The sequence below is a fragment of the Lyngbya aestuarii BL J genome (genome assembly GCF_000478195.2).
Taxonomy (GTDB): Bacteria; Cyanobacteriota; Cyanobacteriia; order Cyanobacteriales; family Microcoleaceae; genus Capilliphycus; species Capilliphycus aestuarii.
Window position 1 is genome coordinate 50,071 of sequence record NZ_AUZM01000022.1, and the last position, 13,027, is coordinate 63,097.

At 41.8% G+C, this 13,027-nt stretch carries 14 protein-coding genes; 8 read left to right on the plus strand and 6 right to left on the minus strand.

Annotated elements, in window-relative coordinates; translation table 11 throughout:
* Position 1 precedes the first annotated feature (1 nt).
* Positions 2–949: a hormogonium polysaccharide biosynthesis glycosyltransferase HpsE gene (gene hpsE / locus M595_RS11565; protein ID WP_023066387.1), complete on the minus strand. Its 948-nt coding sequence runs from the start codon at positions 947–949 to the stop codon at positions 2–4.
* A gap of 359 nt (positions 950–1,308) precedes the next feature.
* Between hpsE and M595_RS11570 the strand changes: the two genes are divergently transcribed.
* Entirely contained in the window at positions 1,309–2,538 is a 1,230-nt protein-coding gene (locus M595_RS11570) for a DUF790 family protein (protein WP_023066418.1), read from the plus strand.
* On the opposite strand, the gene M595_RS11575 is transcribed toward M595_RS11570, so the two are convergent.
* From M595_RS11575 to M595_RS11585, 3 genes are all read right to left on the minus strand, one after another.
* Positions 2,535–2,819, minus strand: a complete 285-nt coding sequence (locus tag M595_RS11575; protein ID WP_023066381.1) for a hypothetical protein — start codon at positions 2,817–2,819, stop codon at positions 2,535–2,537. The genes M595_RS11570 and M595_RS11575 overlap by 4 nt on opposite strands.
* A gap of 74 nt (positions 2,820–2,893) precedes the next feature.
* Positions 2,894–3,946, minus strand: a complete 1,053-nt coding sequence (locus M595_RS11580; protein ID WP_040483977.1) for an ABC transporter permease — start codon at positions 3,944–3,946, stop codon at positions 2,894–2,896.
* Between the two features lie 110 nt (positions 3,947–4,056).
* Positions 4,057–4,572: an adenine phosphoribosyltransferase gene (locus tag M595_RS11585; RefSeq protein ID WP_023066372.1), complete on the minus strand. Its 516-nt coding sequence runs from the start codon at positions 4,570–4,572 to the stop codon at positions 4,057–4,059.
* 375 nt (positions 4,573–4,947) lie between these two features.
* On the opposite strand from M595_RS11585, the gene M595_RS11590 reads away from it, so the two are divergent.
* From M595_RS11590 to M595_RS11600, 3 genes are all read left to right on the plus strand, one after another.
* Positions 4,948–5,553: a DUF3038 domain-containing protein gene (locus M595_RS11590; protein WP_023066380.1), complete on the plus strand. Its 606-nt coding sequence runs from the start codon at positions 4,948–4,950 to the stop codon at positions 5,551–5,553.
* Positions 5,550–6,635: a DUF4335 domain-containing protein gene (locus M595_RS11595; protein WP_023066378.1), complete on the plus strand. Its 1,086-nt coding sequence runs from the start codon at positions 5,550–5,552 to the stop codon at positions 6,633–6,635. Before M595_RS11590 ends, M595_RS11595 begins: the two co-directional genes overlap by 4 nt.
* Positions 6,636–6,929: 294 nt before the next feature.
* The gene (locus M595_RS11600) at positions 6,930–7,820 is read left to right on the plus strand and encodes an OmpA family protein (protein ID WP_023066411.1); all 891 of its coding nucleotides are present in this window, start codon (positions 6,930–6,932) and stop codon (positions 7,818–7,820) included.
* Between the two features lie 89 nt (positions 7,821–7,909).
* On the opposite strand, the gene M595_RS32715 is transcribed toward M595_RS11600, so the two are convergent.
* On the minus strand, positions 7,910–8,035 hold the full coding sequence (locus M595_RS32715) for a hypothetical protein (RefSeq protein ID WP_023066390.1): 126 nt from the start codon (positions 8,033–8,035) through the stop codon (positions 7,910–7,912).
* Between the two features lie 19 nt (positions 8,036–8,054).
* Here M595_RS32715 and fmt point away from each other — a divergent pair, with 19 nt between their 5' ends.
* The 4 genes from fmt to M595_RS11620 all read left to right on the plus strand — a co-directional run bounded on the left by fmt (position 8,055) and on the right by M595_RS11620 (position 11,587).
* Positions 8,055–9,038, plus strand: a complete 984-nt coding sequence (fmt, locus tag M595_RS11605; RefSeq protein WP_023066414.1) for a methionyl-tRNA formyltransferase — start codon at positions 8,055–8,057, stop codon at positions 9,036–9,038.
* Between the two features lie 319 nt (positions 9,039–9,357).
* Positions 9,358–10,362, plus strand: coding sequence for an anti-sigma factor antagonist (locus M595_RS11610; RefSeq protein WP_023066446.1), 1,005 nt, complete (start codon positions 9,358–9,360; stop codon positions 10,360–10,362).
* A gap of 8 nt (positions 10,363–10,370) precedes the next feature.
* The gene (locus tag M595_RS11615) at positions 10,371–10,817 is read left to right on the plus strand and encodes an ATP-binding protein (protein ID WP_040483978.1); all 447 of its coding nucleotides are present in this window, start codon (positions 10,371–10,373) and stop codon (positions 10,815–10,817) included.
* Positions 10,818–11,029: 212 nt separating this feature from the next.
* Complete coding sequence (locus tag M595_RS11620; RefSeq protein ID WP_023066406.1) at positions 11,030–11,587, plus strand: NUDIX hydrolase; 558 nt, start codon at positions 11,030–11,032, stop codon at positions 11,585–11,587.
* A gap of 261 nt (positions 11,588–11,848) precedes the next feature.
* Here M595_RS11620 and M595_RS11625 read toward each other — a convergent pair whose 3' ends face one another.
* Positions 11,849–12,883 carry an adenosine deaminase gene (locus tag M595_RS11625; protein ID WP_023066413.1) on the minus strand — a complete coding sequence of 345 codons (1,035 nt, stop codon included), beginning with the start codon at positions 12,881–12,883 and terminating at the stop codon, positions 11,849–11,851.
* Positions 12,884–13,027 lie beyond the last annotated feature (144 nt).

The following is a 13,027-nucleotide window of genomic DNA, read 5'->3' on the forward strand; positions in this document are numbered from 1 at the left end:
TCTAGGTTTTTAACCAATAATAAAAAGGACTAATTAAACTATTCCAGTAAAGTTCCAATTCACAACGACTGACTAAATCTGTATTGAGAATTTTATAATAAGTCCAGTAATGAATAATCAATTTACGAAGATCATTGAAAATATAAACGATTGTAAAAACAGGTTTTTTCCAAGTTGGAAGTTGCAGCATTCGAGTGTGATAACGACTTAAGCCAATTCCCCGCAGCAGCTTCAAAAGATAGGATTTTTGTAAGCGATTGTTAGGAATATGATGATCGACTTTCATGTGGGGATTGTGCCAAATTTCCCAACCCGTTTTCCTTAAATAAGACAGAATTTCAATATCTTCGCCTTTATTGTTTAAAGACTGGGCTGATACTCCCGTGAAAAAAGGCCGTTCGGGGACGCATTCCAACCAAGCTTGCTTGCGAATCACCAAACCCGCACCGGGAGGAAATAACCAGCGTTCTAATAAGTCATAACGAAACGTTTCTTCTCCGCGATCAATAATGGCTAAAAAGCAAGCAATTCGATGGAAATTTTCGGGGGGATTCGCTTCATATAATGGCTTCAGTTGACTTCCGTAAGCCCCCGCTTGAGGGTGCAATTGAGCAAACGAATAAGCCGAATAAATCCAATCCGTATGGGGTAAGTTATCATCATCAAGAAAACCAATTAGAGGACTTTTGGCTTCCTTGAAAGCCAAACGTCGGGCAAATGCTATCCCCTGTTTCGATTCAAAACAATAGCGAATTTGGGGATAATTTTGGGTGCATTCTGACTGGTATTTTTGAATTATTTTTTGGGTGTTATCCGTACTGTTGTTGTCAACGATCAGAATTTCCCAAGCCAGGTTTTCGGTCTGCTTTTGAGCAAGGAGCCGTTCCAAAACTTCGGGTAATCGATATTCTCCGTTATAGGTGCAGATTACAACCGTAAAATTCATCATAATCAGAAAACAAAGTCAACGATTGAGTTTACATTTATTCAAATTATCATTATCAACTACAACGGTAACAGCGTTCAAGACTTTTGCCTCTCATTTTAGAGAAATGGTACTCCGGTAAAATTAGAATGTACGGGTTAATTAGACATTAAAGCTCCGGGCAAAGCAAGGGTTTTTACTGAATATTTACATTAATTTGATACCGGAGAGCCTTTTTTAAAGTTTTGAGCGAATATGCGGTTGATGTTTTAATCTGAGCAACGGGTTAAATTGATCTGAATTGCCCGGCTGTGAAAAAACTTGATTTCTTGAAAAACTCTGTGATAATATATTTATCTGTTTAAAAAATAACCGTTGAGCGAATGCTACCGAGCGATTTATTAAGTCATCGTCAACAGGGAGAAACAATTATTCCTCTGCGCCTGAAGATTGACGCTCAAAATTTAGAGACTGCAACTCAGGCAATTTCCTGCTTTCAAAATGCGGTAAATTCGACTCAGGGAGAACTCAACCAACGCCTCAGTGAATTTGAAGGAGACAGTCCCAATTATCGTCTGCAACGAGGACTAGCTCATATACTCAAAAGTAGTTTTTGTACCTTTGAAATTATTAGTCCTCTCGAACCTGTTGAATTACGAGAACAGGTGTTTACATTAGCCGCCCAAACAATTCCGAGTGTAGAAAGTACACAAAAAACATTAGAAACTCTGGCTTTAAATTTATCTCAAAACCTGAAAAGAGAGGTGGTTTTAGATGAAATTAGAGCTGGTTTATATGCCGATTTACAAGAAAATAGAATCCTCACTCAATTTGACGAACCGACTCCAGAAGCCTTATTACATCGGTTTAATTTATCTCAAGTTCAGGGGATTTTTTATCGAGCCAGTGAGATTAAAATTAATGCTCATCGTAATGATCCCGGTGAATATAAGCTCTTATTTCGCTATCTCAAGCTATTTCAATTAATGACCTATATTGAAGGTGACGCCGAACATGGTTTTACCCTAACTTTAGACGGGCCAACCAGTTTATTTAAACCCAGTACCCGTTATGGTTTAGCATTAGCTAAAATGATTCCGGCTTTACTTCATGTGACTCGCTGGAGTCTCAAAGCTAAACTACAACAACGTGATCCTTATAGTGGAGTCATTCGGACTGGCTACTTTAGCCTCAATTCTGATTGTGATTTAGTCAGTCATTATCCCCCTGGAAAACCCTATGATAGTATGCTAGAACAGTCTTTTGCCAAACGTTGGAAATCACTAAAAACAGACTGGAAACTCGAACGCGAAGTTGATCTAATTCCCCTTCCCGGAAGTGTAATGATTCCTGATTTTCGTTTGGTTCATCCGGATGGACGAGTGTTTTTATTAGAAATTGTTGGGTATTGGCGTCCGGAATATTTACAAAAGAAATTTTATCAAGTTCGTCATTCTGACTGTGATCATTTAATCTTAGCGATTTCCGAACGCTTGAATTTAGAAAAAGCAGGTGTTAAACTTAATAATATTCCTGCTTGTATTGTCTGGTTTAAAAACAAGTTACAGCCGAAAGCAATTTTAGAGGCGATTGAACCCTCATCAAAGGACTAACTGACTTCCATAAATTCCATAACAGGGCCAGTTGAATCTTTAACCATTGCGATTCCTGTAAATCCCCAACGTTGTAAAATCCCTTTTAATTGAGAACCTGAAATCGATTCTACACTAAAACGGTCAGCCATATCACTGGCGTGTTTATTGAGATAACTTAAGGCTTCAAAATCTTCAGAAAAAAGCAATAAAAAGCTTTGAACTGAATCAGGATTAGGTCGAGCGGAAACATATTGACCATCGGCTCTAGAACGCAAAAGATAGTAAATTTGAGAATACATTTCAATTCAGTTATTCGAGATTACAAGATGGATAGAAAAAAACGAAAAGCAATCGAATCTTCGGTCTAATTATTCTATTTTAGATTTTCTAGTTTAATTCTAGGATCAACAAATTTAAGTAGCAAATCTGCTAAAAGATTACCCACAATCAACATCACAGCCCCGAGCATCAAACTCGCCATAACCAAATACAAATCTTGTTGTCGAACCGCTTGCAAAACCAGTTTACCGAGTCCCGGCCAATTAAAAAAGTTTTCGGTAATAAAAGCACCTCCCAATAAACCTGCAAACTCAAAACCCAGTAAAGTAATTAAAGGATTAACAGCATTTCGCAAAGCATGAACATAAATCACCCGATTTTCTGGAAGTCCTTTTGCTCGTGCAGTTTGAATATAATCTTGACGTAAAACATCCAATAATTGTCCCCGCATTAACCGTTGTAAACCTGCAAAACTGGTAATACTTAAAGCAATCGTAGGTAAGATCATATGCCAGGCTATATCCACAATTTTACCGCCCAAAGAAAGATCAGGAAAATCAATACTGGTCATTCCCCCCACTGGAAATAAGGGAGACGTTGTTTGAGCTAGATAGAGTAACAATAAAGCGGTGATAAAAGCGGGGAACCCTTGCCCGGTATAACTCAACACTTGTAAAATTCGATCTAGCCTTTTATTTTGATTAACTGCGGCAATAATTCCCAGAGGGATGGCAATTGCCCACGTAATAATCAGAGAAGAAATCGCTAGTAATAAAGTTGCTGGAACTCGCTCCCAAAGCAATTCAGAGACAGGCCGACGGTTCTCAAAACTAAAGCCAAAATCGCCTTGAGTAATGATTTGTTTTAACCAAATCCAATATTGTTGAATCGGAGGTTGATCCAAGCCAAATTCTTCTCGGAGTTGGGCAATAGTTTCCGGGGAAATTTGCGGCATATCTTGATATTTATCTAAAAAATTACCGGGTGCAAGCTGAGTAATGGTAAAACAAAGAGCCGAAGCTAAAAGAAGCGTAATAGCCGCTTGTAAAAGACGCTTGACAATATAAGCAAACGTTTCATTAGCAAAGATCGAAAGCAAAGAATTCCAAAACCGTTTTCCGACTTGAGTAAAAGTTTCACTGGTCATTGTAATTATTCAGTTTAAAAGAGCGTAGGAAAGACGTTGCACGCAACGCCTCTAGAAAAATATCAAATCACTCACTGATCATTGAGGAGCAATCTGATTTTTACCCTTGACTATTCGTATTGTAATAAAGTTACAATCGGTACATCGGGTAAATTTTTTCGTCCAGCTAAAGCAATTAATTCGATCACAAAAGCAAAACCCACCAATTCACAGCCCGCTTTTTCGACCAATTGAGCGGTTGCTTGGGCGGTTCCGCCTGTCGCAATCAAATCATCAACAATTAACACTCGACTCCCAGAAGACATCGCATCTTGGTGCATTTCCAGGCAATCTTTGCCATACTCTAGCTGATATTCAACCGCATAGACAGGGGCGGGTAATTTTTTCGGTTTACGAACCGGGACAAAGCCAATCCCCAACTGGTAAGCCAGAGGAACACCAAATAAAAAGCCGCGAGACTCCATCCCGACAATATAATCTGGGGACAGAGAAGCACATTTTTCGCTAAGTTGGTCAATGGTATAGCGTAACCCTTTCGCATCAGACAACAAAGTTGTAATATCCCGGAAGACGATACCGGGCTGAGGAAAATCTGGAATATCACGAATCAGAGACTTGAGATCCATAAATCGTTAGGATAGGTGTTAGGGTTGATACTCCCACAGTTTGTTCTCGTGGGGTTTTCGGCTCGATTTTGGAAAGCCTTACCCTCATTATTAGGGTTATGGAGGCCAACGAGCAGGCGATTATATGCCTCAAAAATCCTACACTAGAAGGTTACAGGGTGATTCAGTTTAGATTGCTGATCTGATGATTGCTTTTGTCTCCTGATTATCGGAGAAATTGCCCAAAAAATCTCATAATTGAGTTGATCGCGATCAATTTGTATTAGATATGGATTCTAAAAATTGCGGGTATCCCTAAATGATGTCCTGTTCTGAGCAGTTATATTCTTTTCAATATTTCCTGTCCGTCGTGAATTCCGTTAACCGTAAGTGTAAATGCAAGTAGAAAGTACCACCACCACAACCAACCCCATCATTTTGGACAGCTTACCGGATTTTCCTCTCTCCGATAAGGGATGTCCCCGTCGTACCCGTTTACAAATCGACTTGATGTTATTGGCGATTGAAGCATTATATCTTGGCGGTTCTGAACATATGCTAGCGTTGGTGTCCCAACTTGACCTGCAAGATATTATTAAAAATCGGGTGATCTTATGGCAACTTCGCAGTACGAACCCCCTACGCCGTAATAGTCAGCGACGCCCTCTCAGTCTGATAGAAGCCAAAGCGTTAGTCGTGATTATCTCAAATTTAGGCCGCAGATTAACCGTTCGGAATCGTCAGTTATTGATGGACTACGAACAAATGCAAAAGAAACAAATGCCCCTCAACCAGCATTTACAATTATCAAGTTATCTCGAACGTTTTCGCGCCCACTTCCGCAGTCGGATGAATCCTCGTAGAGCCGGAGTCATGGTTTATAGTTCAGATGAGAAGTTAGATGAACTGGCAATGGACTTGTTGAGGAAATTGCTGTTTTGTACGGGTACAAACGGAATGCAGAGATTTTGGATTAGTTTGTTTGATGGAGAAGTAGAATGACGATCGAACGCCAGTACAGTTTGCCCAACTGTAAACTGATTTTGCAAGGGTTAAGTGAGGCCAACAGCAACCCTAACGACAAACGCCCCTTGCTTTCGTTGCTGATGAATGCAGAATGTCATTTTGTGGGTCATCCTCAACCCGTGACAGGTGGACGAGATTTTTTTGAGAGTTTGGTTCAACAAGTCAGTTTATATGCTCAAAGCTTTCTCAGTGGGATTTCCTCTCTGGAGTCTGTCGAGAGTCAGCGGGAAATTGTTCAAATGCAACGACTTGATGAAAATAAGCATCGGTTAGTGGTTAATGACCAGAAAACCGGAGAAGTTCAAGACGCTTCTACACCCAACCCCTCTATCCAACAAATTGATTTAAGTACGGTACAACTGTTTGATCTCGTAGAAGCCGTCGATCAATTTTTTGCAGACTCGCGTACTCTACCGGAATTGTCGTTGCAGTTGCGCCCCGTTTCCAAACGAACCCTCAAAGCCGAAAAACCTGTAACTCAAAAAGCTCTACCTGCGGCGATTGGTATCTCCAGTTTAGCCGTGGCGGCGCTGGCTTTATTCTTTGTGCCGATTCCTGAAGTTCGTCGCCCAGAAGAACCTGTTCCCCAATCCCAAAGCCAATTAGAAACTCCCGAATCGCCTACAGCTAGCGGTTCCGATGATCCTCCGATCACAACACCGACAGACACTCCAGAACCGTCTTTAGAGTCTAACCTCTCCCCTGTTGGGTCTATTAATGATCCCGTTGAAATTGAACGTCTACAAGCCTTATTATTTGAGGAAATTAACCGAGAATGGGTCACATCACCCACATTTATAGATCCGTTAATTTATCGGGTTAGCGTTGCCCCGGATGGTGCGATTGTCGGGTATAAAGCAGTTAATGAGATTACTCCGGCTACCGAAGATCAAATACCCTTACCAGAACTTCTGTACAAACCAGTCGGAAGTCGAACCCCTGATGAACCTCTAGCAGACTATCAGGTGATTTTTAATCCGGATGGGATTTTGGATATTACACCCTGGAACAAGAAGACTCAAGACTCCCCTGCTTCTGACTCCATGAGTCCCGAGTAGAACTTTTTGAGAGGTGTGTATGTGACTTAACCGGATCAAACGGAAATCCGACTGAAAATATTGATTAAGTTTGTTCGATGGAACCCCGGCTGCGCGCGCGCGTCGGACTAAAATTTGAGGGGTGAGGAGGTTGGGGAGGTTGGGAGTTAGAAAAATAGGGAGATGGGAAGACAGTGATCAGTATTCACTTCATAACTTTTGACTTCTAACTTCATAACTTCTGACTTCTAAAACAGCCCTGATCCCTATCCCTGAATTTAAAGCACTTCTGCTTCTACCTCAGAAAATAGATCGATGACTAAATCCCCCCAAGCCAAAACAATTCGCCCCCCCAAGCCACGCCCGCCTATTTCTGTAATTTTGTTGTCGATTTTATTTCGGCTATTATTACTTGGAGTCGGAAGTGGTTTCGCCTGGGTTATTGGTATGGCGATCGCTCAAGTTTATCCGAGTAGTCGTTTACAGCCGCCTTTAGTCGAAAAACTGTTTGACAGGGGACAGGAAACCGGAAATAGTTATCAGCTTAGTCCATCTTCGGAGTCTACTCCCTCTTTTCCCTCCCCCACAACTCCTCAAGTTCAACTCACATCTAGCGAACGTCAACAACTCCAAACCCAACTGCAAGAACTCCAAGAACAACTTAATACTCTGATTGGACGTACCGCCGCCTTAGAAACACAATTAGGAATTAGTCGTCCGAGTGAAACCCTAGAAAAACGTCTACAAATTGTTGATCGACAACTTTCTCTAACCGATGAGACTGTTCCTCTTTCTGCAACTCCCTCCCCCACCCCAACACCGACTTCGACTCCAGCACAAACCCGTTTTCGGGCTTCTCAAGGTTTAGTGGTAACGCTTCCGAGTGATGTCTTATTTGAGACAAACACCAACAGTTTACGTCCCGGTGCGAGTGTCATTCTAGATACTTTAATTGCCGATTTAGAAAACTACAAAGGAGCCTCGGTACGGGTAGCGGCTCATACCGATGATACTGGAAAGGCTCAAGATAATCTCAGTCTATCGCTGCAACAAGCCGAAGCAATTGTTGCTTATCTCTCAACCGCTATCGGTTCAGAATATCATTGGGTGGCTATTGGTTATGGAGAAGGTCAGCCCACCGTAGAAAATGATTCAACTACCAATAAACAGCTAAACCGACGTGTAGAAGTGGCAATTGCACCTTAAACAGGGAACACCGGATCAGGGAACACCGGATCAGGGAACAGCGCTTGCCTTGCGGCCCGGCGGTTTCCGGCGAGACTTAGTTTGCAATCTTAGGGAATAGGCAATTCTAAACCTCTGACCTCACGACTTCTGACCTCACGACTCCCCACCGATAACCCATCCGTTACCAAAAGGATTAACCCAAAAAACCCACCGACAACCCATCCGTTACCCATCCCCATCTCCCTCTCTGCTATGAAAATCATCTTTTTTGGTACTCCCTTATTTGCGGTTCCCAGTCTAGAAAAATTATTGCATCACCCCGAATTTGAAGTCTTAGCTGTTGTCACTCAGCCCGATAAACGGCGAGGACGAGGGAGCAAGTTAACCCCGTCTCCCGTCAAAGCATTGGCTGTTGAGCATCAAATACCCGTCTGGCAGCCGAAACGAATCAAAAAACATCCAGAAACCCTTTCTCGCCTCAAACAAGCCCAAGCTGATGCGTTTGTTGTGGTTGCCTACGGACAGATTTTATCACCCGAAATCTTACAAATGCCTCGTCTGGGCTGTATCAATGGTCATGGTTCGATTTTACCGGAGTATCGCGGCGCCGCCCCCATTCAATGGTGTCTTTACAATGGTGAGAAGTCAACCGGAATTACAACGATGTTGATGGATGCAGGAATGGATACCGGGCCAATGCTACTCAAGCAGTCTACTCCGATTGGACTCTTGGATCATGCGATTAATTTAGCTGAACGCTTATCGAGTATAACTGCCGATTTATTAGTCGAAACACTCATCAAGCTAGATCGTGGAGACATTCAACCCACACCTCAAGACGACACTCAAGCCACCTACGCCCCCCTGATTCAACCCGTATATTATCGCTTAGACTGGTCAAAATCAGCACTCGCCCTTCATAACCAAGTCCGGGGTTTTTTCCCCAACTGCGTGACCCCATTTCGCGAACAAGCCTTAAAAATTAGTGGGACTATTCCTTTAGGAGTAAAACTTCCCTCAGAACTCCAAGAACTCGAACAGCAATGGCCTACATTGTCACAATTATCGGGAAAACAGGGAGAAATTCTCCACATTGTTAAACGCTTCGGGCCAGTTGTACAAACCGGAGACGGATTATTATTATTGCAGGAAGTTAAACTCGCTGGAAAACGCACTCAGTCAGGTTGGGACTTTGCTAATGGAACCCGTCTCGCTTCTGGAGAAATCTTGAGCTAGAATTAGGGAGAATCTTTAGATTCAACTCCCATTCGGGTCACGACTTCTATCGCCAAAACTGAATATTGATTGGAAAGACATCCAGATTGGGTCGTTCACGTCTTGAATAGATTCAGAGAAACCGTTTTTCAGTCAATTGTTACTTCGACTTCATTGCTGTTTTGAAGTACGGTTTTTGAGTTTAATTTCATCTCAAGATTGGGTGATGGGTAGAGAGATAATACGACTGCCCTTTTTTTGGGCTTCTCTTTCCAAAAGCATCTGTTTTAGACTAGGATAGAGCAAAAATAGTAGCAGTATAATTTAGCGGAACGTTGCGATGGTTAGCCAAACTCCCCAGGTGAATTTTGAAGTCATTATCCAAGAAAATATTACCTATATTCATCTTCCGGTTCGCTTGAGTATCTTGGAAGCGGTTGCTTTCAAAACCACCTGTCAAGAACTCATCAGTGCTGATCCGACTCCTGAAAAAATCATCCTTGATTTTAGCCAAACAACATTCCTTGATAGTAGCGGTGTGGGTGCTTTGATTAGCAATCTCAAAGCCGCCAAAGCAAAGGAGATTGAGCTGATTTTAACCAATGTTGGCCCTCAAGTGATGGCGGTGTTTTCGCTAACCTCTCTCGATCAAGTCCTAACGATTGAGCAACAGCCCGATCCCACTCCTTTTACAGAGAATAAGCCGCCGATTAATAATAATCAGCTTCCTATCACTCATCCGTCGGTTCGATCTTGGGTCAAACGTTTAATTGATATTGTTGGGGCAATTGTCGGATTAGGAATTACGGGGATTTTATCAATTCCCATTATTATCGCCATTAAACGCGATAGTTCCGGGCCGATTTTCTTCGGTCAAGTTCGGTGTGGTTGGATGGGTAAAAAGTTCCGGATGTGGAAATTTCGGTCAATGACTGCGGATGCGGAAAAACGTAAACACGAAGTCCCCAATGAAGCCACTGGTCATATTTTCAAAAATACAAACGATCCTCGCATTACAAAAGTCGGTCGTTTTTTACGGCGGACCAGTTTAGATGAACTTCCTCAATTTTGGAATGTTTTACAAGGAGATATGAGTTTAGTGGGAACTCGTCCTCCAACTCCAGATGAAGTGGAACGATATGAAGTTCCCCAATGGCAACGCTTAGATGTTAAACCCGGAATGACAGGAGAATGGCAAGTTAATGGTCGTTCTCAAATCAAGGATTTTGAAGATATCATTCGTCTGGATTTGAAATACCAAGAAAACTGGAGTTTGATGTATGATCTACAACTCATTTTTAAAACTATAATGATCTTATTCCAGAAAAATAGTGGTGCAATGTAATCAGATGCATGGGAGATGACACACTTGTGGTGCGATCGCATTTTCAGGTTCAGACCGATCTGAATGCCCTGAATGAGATTCTACAATGGTTTGAAAAGCAGACATCTACCTATCTATCTGAGGAGCTTTTATATCAATGTAAAATTGCTCTGACAGAAGGCTTTACCAATGTAGTTCGCCATGCTCATCGCACCCTTTTACCAACAACACCAATTGATCTAGAAGTCACGATTTTTTCCGATTACATTGAAATCCGAATTTGGGATCTCGGTCAACCTTTTGATTTAGAACAGACTCTCCAGTGTGTTCGTCATTTACATACAGATCCCCTCGCACATGAGGGAAGTCGTGGACTTCTATTTATGCAAAAATTAACGGATGAGTTGATCTATACCCGCACAAACGATGATCGTAATTGTTTGTTAATGCGAAAACAAATTGATTCATCTCATTAATTTTTGCTCGGGGAGCATCTACTCTTAGTTAAATTTTCCAAATGCAACAATAGGTTTTTCTCTAAACTGAGCGGGATTATATCCGATTTCATAGCCTATTTTTGGGCTGAAAATTTGAGAGCTAAAGAGAGAGCGATGACGACTTTAAACCCAACCCCTTGATCTTGCCACCCTCCAGAAACTCTGTACAATGAAACCGATAAACCCAAATCATGGACAAAAGTCTGTCTGATTGGAAATTACTGGATCGCTTTGTCGAAATGCGTTCGGCTTGGCTGACGCTTATTGGTGAACATTTCCAAGATCATCAAGGGAAAAACCGAGAATATTGGCGAGTGGAAAAAGCAGATTCTGTCGTCATTTTAACGATCAAGTCTGATCAGTTTTTACTTCCTCTTCCGGCCTATCGCCCAGGTCTAAATCAATTGACTCTTGATTTTCCTGGAGGACGAATTCCCTCCCATAAAACACCTGAAACTACAGTTCCAGATATCCTCAAACGAGAGTTAGGAATCGTTCCCAAAGATATCATTCAACTCACTGCTTTAAATACGGTCGGTTGGGCGATTAATAGTTCTTTTTCTAATCAAAAACTTTACGGCTTTGCAGTCAAGATTCACCCTGATACTGCGATCTGTCCTGACAAAATTGGTGCAACTTATCCTCTCAATTATTTGGGGATTCAAAGTCTACTTCAAGATTTGACCTGTCTCCAATGTCGATCAATCGTGTTAGAATGGCAAAGGCTTTTTTATCATAAAAATACTTAAAAATCTGCCCATTTTAATAACGGTTTGCTAAAGGATCAGCTTTGATCTTAATCTTGTAATAGGAAATACAAACAATAATGCTACACATCTTTCTCCCTACCTCCCCACCTCCCCACCTCCCCATCGATCATTTGTAGCAAATATTTAAGGATTTCATATAATTCTATAGTTTAGAGACGCTCCAGAGAACGCCTCTACCCAAACTCGATTTATAAATAAGTCTGACTTCATTCACAAAAAAATCACACCACACCAATCATTTTACGATCCAATCGATAAAGGTTCAGGCTTCAATAATTCCGTCAACATTTCCGCTGGAGGCTCACTATAGGGCCAAGCAAAAGCATGACGAAAAGCAGCCCGTTGACAGGCTTGTAATTGTCGAAAATCAATAATATCCAGCGTTAACAAATTCTCATACTCAAACGGTAAACGGACGTTATGCAGTCCTGCATTATCAGTACAAATGGCAATATCAACCCCCGCCTCAAAACACCGTTCAAATACAACTTTAAGCTCACGGATATCGTCCAACGTTCCTGTCTTAATATAAGTCGTCGGACACACTTCTAAACATTGTTTTTGGCTGGCTAATTCGCTTAATAATTCTGGATATTTTAACGGAATTTGAATGCCATGACCAATTCGCATTAAATAGGGGAGGAGTTCCGGATAACAACCGTCGGCTGTTTCATAAACGTGACCTGTTGTTTTTAGTCCTTTTGATCGCGCATACTTGTACAAACCAACAAACTCATCTAAGCGATCGCGATAGTGAGCATCTCCCCCTGCTAAATCCACTGCACAGACATATTGAGGCATTTGCGCCGCTAAGTCAACAATGGCTTTGTTCACCTCGTAGGGAAGCCGAGAGTGCATACAGAGAATTTGACTGGTAACAATCGGATACTCGTTCAACTGGCTGGCTTTCCCGACAATTTCCACGACCATGGCCATCGCTTCAATCCGTTCAGATTGACTGAGATGTTCCGGGGTTCGTAGGTAGGGAGTATAACGCAGTTCTAGATAAGCCAGATTTTCAAAAGTGTACGCCCCCCGCATCAACCGACAAATAAAATAGGGTAATGTCTCAGCCGTTTGGACGTGTTCCACCATCGTATGCAGTTCTAGATACTCATCGAGAGTATTACGAGGTTTGGTGTAAAACGCCTCAAAGTCTGCGTATTGGGGAAACTTTTCGGCTAAGTCGTCATTGTGGCGTCGGAAGTACCGCCAGAGAATACGGGGTACAACTGAACCCCCCAAGTGGCGATGTAATTCTGCGTGTAAGGTCATAGGAGTTTTAACTTAAATGATTAATCGTTCGCGCGTGAATTTCTGGTTATACTTCTAATCTTAACAAATCTTAATAATTCTCCCGTTACAAAAATTCATTTGACAGAAATCAGGTTAGGTGATGATAATTAGGATTTGTGTAAA

Excerpts from the sequence above, each read along its gene's own strand:
- M595_RS11600 (WP_023066411.1), top strand. The coding sequence starts at position 6,930 with ATGACTAAATCCCCCCAAGCCAAAACAATTCGCCCCCCCAAGCCACGC.
- M595_RS11585 (WP_023066372.1), bottom strand. The coding sequence starts at position 4,572 with ATGGATCTCAAGTCTCTGATTCGTGATATTCCAGATTTTCCTCAGCCC.
- M595_RS11580 (WP_040483977.1), bottom strand. The coding sequence starts at position 3,946 with ATGACCAGTGAAACTTTTACTCAAGTCGGAAAACGGTTTTGGAATTCT.
- M595_RS11590 (WP_023066380.1), top strand. The coding sequence starts at position 4,948 with ATGCAAGTAGAAAGTACCACCACCACAACCAACCCCATCATTTTGGAC.
- M595_RS32715 (WP_023066390.1), bottom strand. The coding sequence starts at position 8,035 with ATGGGTAACGGATGGGTTGTCGGTGGGTTTTTTGGGTTAATCCTTTTG.
- M595_RS11615 (WP_040483978.1), top strand. The coding sequence starts at position 10,371 with ATGGGAGATGACACACTTGTGGTGCGATCGCATTTTCAGGTTCAGACC.
- M595_RS11610 (WP_023066446.1), top strand. The coding sequence starts at position 9,358 with ATGGTTAGCCAAACTCCCCAGGTGAATTTTGAAGTCATTATCCAAGAA.
- M595_RS11570 (WP_023066418.1), top strand. The coding sequence starts at position 1,309 with ATGCTACCGAGCGATTTATTAAGTCATCGTCAACAGGGAGAAACAATT.
- hpsE (WP_023066387.1), bottom strand. The coding sequence starts at position 949 with ATGATGAATTTTACGGTTGTAATCTGCACCTATAACGGAGAATATCGA.
- M595_RS11620 (WP_023066406.1), top strand. The coding sequence starts at position 11,030 with ATGGACAAAAGTCTGTCTGATTGGAAATTACTGGATCGCTTTGTCGAA.
- M595_RS11625 (WP_023066413.1), bottom strand. The coding sequence starts at position 12,883 with ATGACCTTACACGCAGAATTACATCGCCACTTGGGGGGTTCAGTTGTA.
- M595_RS11575 (WP_023066381.1), bottom strand. The coding sequence starts at position 2,819 with ATGTATTCTCAAATTTACTATCTTTTGCGTTCTAGAGCCGATGGTCAA.
- M595_RS11595 (WP_023066378.1), top strand. The coding sequence starts at position 5,550 with ATGACGATCGAACGCCAGTACAGTTTGCCCAACTGTAAACTGATTTTG.
- fmt (WP_023066414.1), top strand. The coding sequence starts at position 8,055 with ATGAAAATCATCTTTTTTGGTACTCCCTTATTTGCGGTTCCCAGTCTA.